Annotated in this window: 8 protein-coding genes and 2 rRNA genes; 9 read left to right on the forward strand and 1 reads right to left on the reverse strand. The window is 49.7% G+C overall.

Features of this window, described 5'->3' with window-relative positions:
• From J4G07_20490 to J4G07_20530, 9 genes are all read left to right on the forward strand, one after another.
• Nucleotides 1-335: ribosomal RNA gene (locus J4G07_20490) — 23S ribosomal RNA — on the forward strand; the annotation flags it as partial.
• Between the two features lie 97 nt (nt 336-432).
• Nucleotides 433-549, forward strand: a 5S ribosomal RNA gene (rrf, locus tag J4G07_20495).
• Between the two features lie 145 nt (nt 550-694).
• Nucleotides 695-1,177 (forward strand): FxLYD domain-containing protein, encoded by a 483-nt coding sequence (locus tag J4G07_20500; protein ID MCE2416367.1) that lies wholly within the window; start codon nt 695-697, stop codon nt 1,175-1,177.
• The gene (locus tag J4G07_20505; GenBank protein MCE2416368.1) at nt 1,164-1,805 is read left to right on the forward strand and encodes a carbohydrate binding domain-containing protein; all 642 of its coding nucleotides are present in this window, start codon (nt 1,164-1,166) and stop codon (nt 1,803-1,805) included. Before J4G07_20500 ends, J4G07_20505 begins: the two co-directional genes overlap by 14 nt.
• A gap of 199 nt (nt 1,806-2,004) precedes the next feature.
• Nucleotides 2,005-2,787, forward strand: coding sequence for a LamG domain-containing protein (locus J4G07_20510; protein MCE2416369.1), 783 nt, complete (start codon nt 2,005-2,007; stop codon nt 2,785-2,787).
• Nucleotides 2,788-2,853: 66 nt separating this feature from the next.
• Nucleotides 2,854-3,393 (forward strand): pyridoxamine 5'-phosphate oxidase family protein, encoded by a 540-nt coding sequence (locus J4G07_20515; protein MCE2416370.1) that lies wholly within the window; start codon nt 2,854-2,856, stop codon nt 3,391-3,393.
• A gap of 82 nt (nt 3,394-3,475) precedes the next feature.
• Entirely contained in the window at nt 3,476-6,082 is a 2,607-nt protein-coding gene (locus tag J4G07_20520; GenBank protein ID MCE2416371.1) for a T9SS type A sorting domain-containing protein, read from the forward strand.
• Nucleotides 6,083-6,150: 68 nt separating this feature from the next.
• Entirely contained in the window at nt 6,151-7,017 is an 867-nt protein-coding gene (locus tag J4G07_20525) for a hypothetical protein (protein MCE2416372.1), read from the forward strand.
• Nucleotides 7,018-7,028: 11 nt separating this feature from the next.
• Complete coding sequence (locus tag J4G07_20530; GenBank protein ID MCE2416373.1) at nt 7,029-8,294, forward strand: SidA/IucD/PvdA family monooxygenase; 1,266 nt, start codon at nt 7,029-7,031, stop codon at nt 8,292-8,294.
• Between the two features lie 39 nt (nt 8,295-8,333).
• On the opposite strand, the gene J4G07_20535 is transcribed toward J4G07_20530, so the two are convergent.
• On the reverse strand, nt 8,334-9,020 hold a 687-nt coding region (locus tag J4G07_20535), incomplete at its 5' end, for a DUF4159 domain-containing protein (protein MCE2416374.1).

Below are 9,020 nucleotides of genomic sequence, written 5' to 3' on the forward strand. Positions count from 1 at the left end.
AGTGGCACGCGAGCTGGGTTTAGAACGTCGTAAGACAGTTCGGTCCCTATCTGGTATGGGCGTAGGATATTTGAGAGATGCTGCTCCTAGTATGAGAAGACCGGAGTGGATGTACCTCTAGTGCACCAGTTGTCACGCCAGTGGCACCGCTGGGTAGCTATGTGCAGAGCGGAGAAACGCTGAATGCATCTAAGCGTGAAACCCGCCTCAAGATAAGATATCCCACAACGTTAAGTTGGTAAGACTCCTTCGAGATAAGAAGGTTGATAGGCCAGATGTGTACGCCGCGCGAGCGGTTCAGCTAACTGGTACTAATAAGTCGAGGGCTTGATAACTTTTTCTCACGCTACCGACCCCTCACTACATATACAATTGTCAAATATTCTTGTAACGGCTCAGATACATCCCAATACTGAGCCATACAAAAAATTTTCCGGTGGCTATAGCGAAGGGGACCCACCCGTACCCATCCCGAACACGGTAGTTAAGCCCTTCAGCGCTGATGATACTTCGGGGGCAACCCCGCGGGAAAGTAGGTCGTTGCCGGGAATCTCTTCAAAAGGCAGGTGCATCACCTGCCTTTTGCTCTTTAATATTGCCATCAATTCGGCATTTGCTTGACACCTCCTTCGATTTGTGATACAATCCCTCTTTAGCAGTCAATTATCAGGCGCAGGCGGATAGGAGAACACCGATGAATTACACCTATAGAATTCTCACCATCAGTCTTATGATGTTCATCGTTTTTGCTATGAGTAACTGTTCAAGGACGAACAAACCCTCTGTTGATGAGGGTGAGGAAGAATCCAATACGGAACTCGCGCTAAATGAAACCTACGATAAGGTCAGAAATGGTGCGCGACTCATATTGGCTTACAACGCGCAAAGCAATTCCTTTGAAGGCACCGTCGAGAACACCACAGCGGAAACTTTGAAGCAGGTTCGAGTTGAAGTTCACCTATCGAATGGAAAAGAGCTTGGTCCCACACCATCTACAGACCTTGCTCCCGGAGAAAAAACAGAGGTCCAACTCATCGCAACGAGCACGGACTTCAACGGGTGGACTGCGCATCCCGAAGTCGGAGAGGGTGAACACGGGCATAGGGAAGAACATAGTGAACATGACTCAGAGCATGGCGGTGAGCATGACCGGGAGGGCAAGAATGAACACAACTAAAGGGATTTCAACTTATTTCTATCTACTCGTTTTGATAGGATTGTTCGGATTCACGACGCTCGCTTATGCAGCAAAACCCCCCGAAAATATCCTCAACAATGGTGATTTCGATCTCAACCTTGAAGCATGGCACCACTGGACACATGCCGATGCCGCCGCTCTCTTTCAACCCGAAGGCAAAAAAGCGGAGCCGGTCATCGGAAAGAAAGTTGCTTATGTCAAGATCAGTAACGCAGGGAATGCAGTGTGGCACGTCCAGTTCTATCAGCAACCCTTCACGCTGGAGAAAGGCACTACCTATACCTACAGTTTGTGGGCAAAGAGCGAAAAACCGAGAACGGTCGTAATGCGCATCCTGCATCAAGGCGATCCGTGGAATGAGTATGCTCGACAGACAATCAATCTCTCTGAAACGTGGAAGGAATTCTCCATCACGTTCAAAATGACAGCGGATGATGTGAGTACACGCGCAGGCATAATTATGGGCGGACAAAAGGTGGACGTCTGGCTCGACCATATCCGTCTCTATGAAGGTGAGTACGTTGCTGACATTGATGGTGCCGAACCACAGGCTGTTGATCCTTCAGATAAATTAACAACGACATGGGCAGCTCTCAAAAACCTGTAAAAGCGATCTCCTGATCGCAACTGCTAACCACTGATTGCTGACTGCCGATTGCTGAAGGCTTTTCTACCATTTCCCTTGCATATACACCCAAAACGATATATAATATACATCAGTGTCAAATAAGGGGGCGGAAGCACTTTGCTTCTACTGGAAGAACACATTGCGCACCATGGGTTTACAATACCCAGGAGGTAAACCAATGAAATTAGGTCTATTCCTTACACTCGCTTGCGCAGTAGTTATGGGTTTCGCAGCAGTTAACACAGAAATGACACACGCACAGTCGCTTGAAGACGGACTCGGAGGGCATTGGACTTTTGATAAAGGCGATACCGATGCAAAGTTGGCCAAAGATGCCCTCGGTGAAAACGATGGAGAGATTAAGGGTGCCCCGACAATTGTTGAAGGCATTGTCGGAGACGCACTCAGTTTCAACGGTGAAGAGGATTATGTCGTCATGGGAGCCGCCACCACAGGGCAGGATCTTACCTACGCAATGTGGATTAAACCCGTAGCTCTACCCGACGGTCCTAAAGTTATCATCTGGGACGATGATCCACAGGGGGGTGGTGATTCGTGGCTGGAACTCTTGGCGGATGGCACGATACAAACCCAAAGAGGCGGCGACGGGTTCGGGGTCTTCAAAACTGAAACCGCTGTCGAAGCGGGCGAATGGACGCACGTCACGTTTGTTGCTGCGGGGGCGGACGATAAAAAGTTCCTCTACATCAACGGTGAACTCGATGCAGAAGCGGACGGAAAGATAAACAGTCGCGACACACGCAGCCATGTTGTTGTCGCAGTCGGACATGACCGGAACGCCTTTATCAAACCCTTCTATTTTGAGGGTGAGATTGACGATGTTGCTGTCTACCATCGTGCGTTAGATGACAAAGAGGTCATGGAAAATTACCAAATCGCATTTGATGTTGAACCCGCAGGGAAACTCGCACTCACATGGGGTGCAATCAAAGCGAATTAAGTTTTTTAAATTCGGCGGCTGAGTGGGCCATATCTTAGCCGCCTTCAAAACAGTGGGGTTAACACGATGGCGAAATTGTATACTGAAATCCCTCAGAAACTACAGCAATTCATCGGTGAACAAAAAATCTTTTTTGTCGCAACCGCAACTGCCGATAGCAGAATTAATTTATCCCCGAAAGGCATGGATTCGTTGCGTGTCTTAGGTCCAAACCGAGTCGCTTGGTTAAATGTAACGGGAAGCGGCAATGAAACCGCCGCACACGTTCAGGAAAATCCACGAATGACGCTCATGTTTACCGCTTTTCAAGATAATCCCGTGATCCTCCGACTCTACGGCACTGCGAAGGCGGTACACAAAGACGATGCCGAATGGCAACTCCTTTTCCCTTTGTTTACGCCACTTCCTGGGGCAAGACAGATATTTGACCTCAGCGTTGACCTTGTGCAAACCTCTTGTGGAATGGCTGTCCCGCTTTATGATTATGTCGGTGAAAGGGAGCAGCTAAACGCGTGGGCAGCGAAGAAGGGTGAAGAAGGCGTAGAAGCGTATTGGAAAGAAACCAACCGCACCAGCCTCGATGGAAAACCTACCCGGTTCGCTTAAGCAGTTATCAGTTAAAGAGGGGCGCCTTGAACCTTTCTTGTTAACCGACAACTGACAACTGACAACTGATAACTATAAAAATATGAGAGTATCGTTTACCGTCATCATCGCGCTCCTTATAGCGTTCTTACCTGTCGCACACGCACTTCCACCAGATCCCGAACTCCAAAGCGCGATCCAAACCGCTCAGCAGTTCACCAATCTCAAACCGAGGTACACCGCAAGCGAAATAACGGAGTGTGTAACCGATAGTTTTGTCACCCTCGCCAAGAATTGGCAAAATTTGCCTTCTATACATCGGCAGAAGTTGAAAGGATTATTCCTTCGACCCGGACTTCCCGGTAGCTTCTTCGGTGAGATAGAGCTCCCAGAGAGGTTCGACACACCGCATTTTAAGTTCCATTACACGCGTATCGGACCGCATGCCCCACCGCTTGAGGATTTCCACCCGCGCAATGGCGTTCCTGATTATATTGATCTCTGTGCCGATGCAATGGAACGAGCATATCACGTCCAAATCGACCTGATGGGATTCAAAATCCCTTACATCGACTTTTGGGCGGCACAAAACGGCGGCAATCATAAGTATGATGTCTACCTCTTTACCTTTCCCGCACTCGGTATCACGACCGCAGACTGGTTTGAAGGTCGCGTCTTATCCACCGCGCTGACCGTCGCTCCCTATTTCATGATCAACTCCCGTATCTACGATTACGTCGGAAAAGCCGAGGGCATCCGTTATCTTGAGACAACCTGCACACATGAATTCCTGCACGGTGTCCAGTTCGGATATAACGCCTATATGCCGACATGGTTCATGGAAGCCTCCGCAACTTGGATAGAAGTCATGACTTACGATGGCGGAGTCATTGACGATGGTGATACGCTCCCAGATCCCGATGAACCCAACGAGACCAATTCCTATAACTATTATATCCATCAACTCCGTCGCTGGTTTCTCATCCCAGATATCTCCCTTGAGAGCCGCATCGGCGACCACGAGTACGGCTCCGTTATCTGGACATTGTATATGGCGGAGCGGTTCGGATACGACATCGTCCGCCAATTTTACAGAAATACCACCGATGGTAGTTATCGAGAGATGGGCAATTTTTACGAGGTTTTTACGGATAACGGCACCACGCTTGCAGAGGCTTTCAAGACCTTCACGGTATGGAACTATTTTACACATACCCGTGCCAATACTGCGACGGGGATGGCGGGCTATAGAAACGCACATCGCTTTCCGCCGGTCGCTATTCATCCCAATGATGTCCATACCAGTTATCCGGTGCACACCGATTTCGATTCCGAATCCATGCCGGAGCATTTCTCATCACGCTATATCGTCTTCCGTCCGACAGGTGTTCTGCCGGAATTCGCAGTCAGAATTGATGGCGCGGATCTCGCGCCAATCAGTCTCCAACACCTCGCACCTAAGGATCAGGAGAACATTCAGGATGAACTCCAGCGGCACGCAGGAACCGGTTTGCGTGGATGGGCTGCCAAATTCATCGTCAAGAAACGGGATGGGACCACTGAAATTAAGGAGGCGTTCACTTATCACCGTTCCCAAGAAGCACAGATGACTTTCAAGGATTTCGGCGGGGATATTCAAGAGATCACGCTTATCTTAATTAATATGCACCCCGATGTTGAACGCGTCGTAATTCCGGGGGGAAGTTTTGGCGGCGCTGTCAGTTATATGGCGGGTGTGCCACCGGTAGGAATGCTTTCAAACGCACAGGTTGTTCAAGGTTCTAACGGACCTCTTGTGACGTGGAATGTTGAAAATCCGGCGGGGATTCGAGAGGTCGCTATCGTGCGAAAACGTTATATGTTACAGAATGAAACGGATGTCCCGCTGCCTTTTCAGAGTCCCGATGAAGTCCTTGCTGCTGCCGACCGCGATGGCAACGGTATTCCCGAAGACGATATAGCCATCGTTGGGCGTGTTGATGTCAGACAAACTCAGTTTGCGGACCCCACTGTCTTTGAGGGAATTGATGTCAACAGCGAGTTTTTTGATCCCAACAATTTCCATTATTACTATGCCGTTGTGCCTGTTGACGCAATCGGACTCATGGGGACACCGAGCATCGTTCCGGACAGTATCACGCCAAGTGTGGATACCGTCAGCGGAGCACCTGCCTTCTTCATTCAGACGCAACCACGCGGCACAGGCGAATGGAATGTTGAAGTACAGAGCACATATCCACTACAGGCTGCACCTCACCTCACAGTCGAGGGTCCGAATAGAAATGAATACACCGTCTTTTTGACACGAGAAGCCGAGACGAGATGGTTCGGCACACTCCGCACGAACGGATTTCCACCGACGGGTATCTATCTCTATAAAATCCGTGGACAAACCGCTACTGGCGTAACAGGCACTCGGATCTGGCAGGGACGGACCTTCAATTATGTCGCAAACAGTCAGAACAGAAATGTCATCGTCGCACCGAACCCGCTTTATACGGGACAAGGTAAACACCTCACCTTCTATCCGAAGGGCTTAACCGTTGAAATCTACGATGCTTTGGGAAACTTAATTAAAGTGCTGGAGGATGCCTCCGAATGGGATTGCACGAACGCACGCGGCGAAATGGTCTGCACCGGATTATACTTCTTCCGCGCAACCGATGGAAACGGATTCCAGAGTACCGGCAAATTCAGTGTGATAAAGTGATGAAAAATTGTCAGTTATCAGTTATCAGTTGTCAGCAGTCAGTTGTCAGCAGTCAGCAAGAGAACCTTATGGCATTCAAGCGAAACATGCATGCCACACACCGAAAGCCGAAAGCCTTTTTGCTGATGGCTATTCTTCTGTTTCTTGTAAGTTGTGGAGATGAAGGACTGATCGACCCACACGGCGAAACGACGCTTCCACCCCCTGATACAAGAGGATTCCACGCTATCGATTTTCCAACGGCTCCGGGTTCCGCATGGACTTATGTCAATGTGGACACCAATCAGGAATTCACAATGCGAGTCGAAGGCACACGCGATGTCAGTGGCACAACGCATCGACAACTCACCATCAGTGAACTTACCACCGAAGAACCCGACCAATTCAGTGTTGAGGCTGTTGATCACTTAGTCGCGAACGCATATTATTTACGGATAGAAACCGAATTTTTTGACGGATTCTCGTTCCCAGTTTTTGCTACCTATTTTGTTAAGACCCATCAGGCGTTGGTGGAATCCGCATTTGACATGTATCTGCCGAGTGTTGATAATCCGGGCTTCCTCCGTATATCTCACCGAAAGCATTTTCCGCCGCGCCGTCTATTGGATTTTCCATTGGAAGTCGGGAAAGAGTGGGTGGTTTTTGAGAAGACCGCTGGAATACCAGTCACGGTTACACGTTATGTCGTGAGCGATAGTGAACGCGTTACCGTTCCCGCTGGTAGCTACACGACGTATGTCGTTCACGAGGAGGTCGTCTACGGGGATAGTCCAGAGCCGTCGGTTTTCTTAATTAGTCCACCCGCAATTTATTGGATCGCGCCATCCGTTGGGGTTGTCCAGTATCGTTACAGCCGTTACCGTGCTGTTGATGAACTCTTGTCACAAACCTTCGCTTTGAAGAGCGTGCATCTGCCACCACCAAATACGGATTAGGTTTCTATAGAATGAATAGCCGACGGTCTCCGAAAGCCATTTTCACTGACCGCCATCTCGCACATCGGAACCTCCCGATTACCATCATCGGTGGCGGGATACACGGTGTATCTATTGCAATTCGATTGCTCCGTGATATGCCAGCAGCGGCGAAACACCTCGCAGTTGTTGATCGACATCCGCGACCCCTCACCCAATGGCGGTCTAAAACCGAACGCCAAGGCATGACGTTTCTCCGCTCACCCGCTGTGCATCACATTACACCCGATGCCCTCGGTATCGTTGAGTACGCCGAACGACACAACCGGGCGAATGAGTTGGCACCGCCCTATTCCCAACCCTCGACGCAACTCTTTTGGGATTTCTGCAAAAGCGCGGTTGCTGAACTCCGAGAGCATCGGGTTTATTATCAGTTTGATGTGGCGAAATTGCGGTGGGACAAAGGGGCAGGCAGATTTCCGTTCCGCCTCATCTCGACAAATAGTGAAGGATTTCGGAGTCGTTGTGTTGTCCTCGCCATCGGGAGCGACGATTGTGTTTACGTTCCACCTGAGTTCGTCCAGTGGCAACACCGATACCCCGATCAGATTTTACACGCCTCCCAGTTTTCGGTGAATTGTGAGGATGCGCGGGACAGTAAGGGAAACCAAATTGTTATCGTTGGTGGTGGATTGACGGCGGGAACGCTTGCGAAAAGCCTCAGCGAACGCGGGCATAGCGTAGCACTGATGGCTCGGAAGGGGTTGAAGACGGAGCAGTTCGATTTTCCGCCGGTGTGGTTAGGTCCCAAGGCACTCGCCGAATTCGCAAGTGAGACCGATTTTCAGCGGCGTTATGAGACAATTCAACAGAACAGAGGGGAAGGAAGTATCACCCCCGATATTATGGAGGCTTTGCTGAATGCGCCGAAGGTTGACATCTATCCTGAAACCCGTATCCATAACATCACTACCGAGGAAAAATGTCTACCTACCCGCAGGCTGCGGGTTGAAACCACACGTGGTGTAATTACGGATGTGTCTCATGTTATCCTTGCGACAGGGTATAGGTTCAATCTGGGTCGTTACGGATTTTTAACGGAATTGCTTACACGACACCAAATCCGCCTTGTTTGTGGATTCCCACGACTTGATACCGATTTACAACTCCACCCCATCGAGAATCTCTTCGGATCTGGCACCATCGCCCAACTTCAAGTGGGTCCGGCTTCAGGCAACATCGCTGGCGCGAACCTCGCCTATGAACGCCTACGTGAAAAACTACTTTCGCATCTGTAGGAGGGATCTCCGAATCCCGACTCTTCCTGACTGCTATTCCTACCGCGTCAATGCATAAGCAACGACGTTCATCCCCTGTTTAAATGCCCAAGTCCGCTGTTCCTCACCACCGGGTTCGCAAGGTCTGCCTTCCCACGCACAATTCAGGTCGCTCGGAGAGAAATAGGCGATCACACGATCGTCGTCCATGATTGCCTCGTCATAGTCACAGACATCAGGGATGAGTTTATCGCCGCCGAGATACTCGTCATGCTGATAGAGAGTATGATAAATCGGATGACTCATCTCCAGTCGTTCAAAATTCTTTTCCGGATAGACCTGCCGCATCATCTCATAGATATGTGGACGCAAGCCGCCGCGATAATTGTTGAGCCGTGCATCGCAATCTTCAACGTGGAGAAAACCACCCCGTTCAAAATATTCTCTCAATTTTCGGACCTGTTCAGAGGAAAGCCGAATCCCGGTATGTCCCGTCATATACAGGAACGGATAGGCGAATAAGCCTTCATCGTCGATGTCAACGTATTGCGGATGTTCACGGATCTCCACATTGATTGTTGTATTTTCGGCGAGGACCTTAGAAAATTGCAAATCCGATTGCCAGTAATAGTAATTCACAATATTTGTGTACCAGTCACCACCGGGGTATTTGAGTCGGACAAATGTGAACTTCTCGCCTGTCGGATTCATCTCAGGATAGTGATGTTCGATTCTCCCGTATCGTCC

Source organism: Candidatus Poribacteria bacterium (genome assembly GCA_021295715.1).
Taxonomy (GTDB): Bacteria; Poribacteria; WGA-4E; order WGA-4E; family WGA-3G; genus WGA-3G.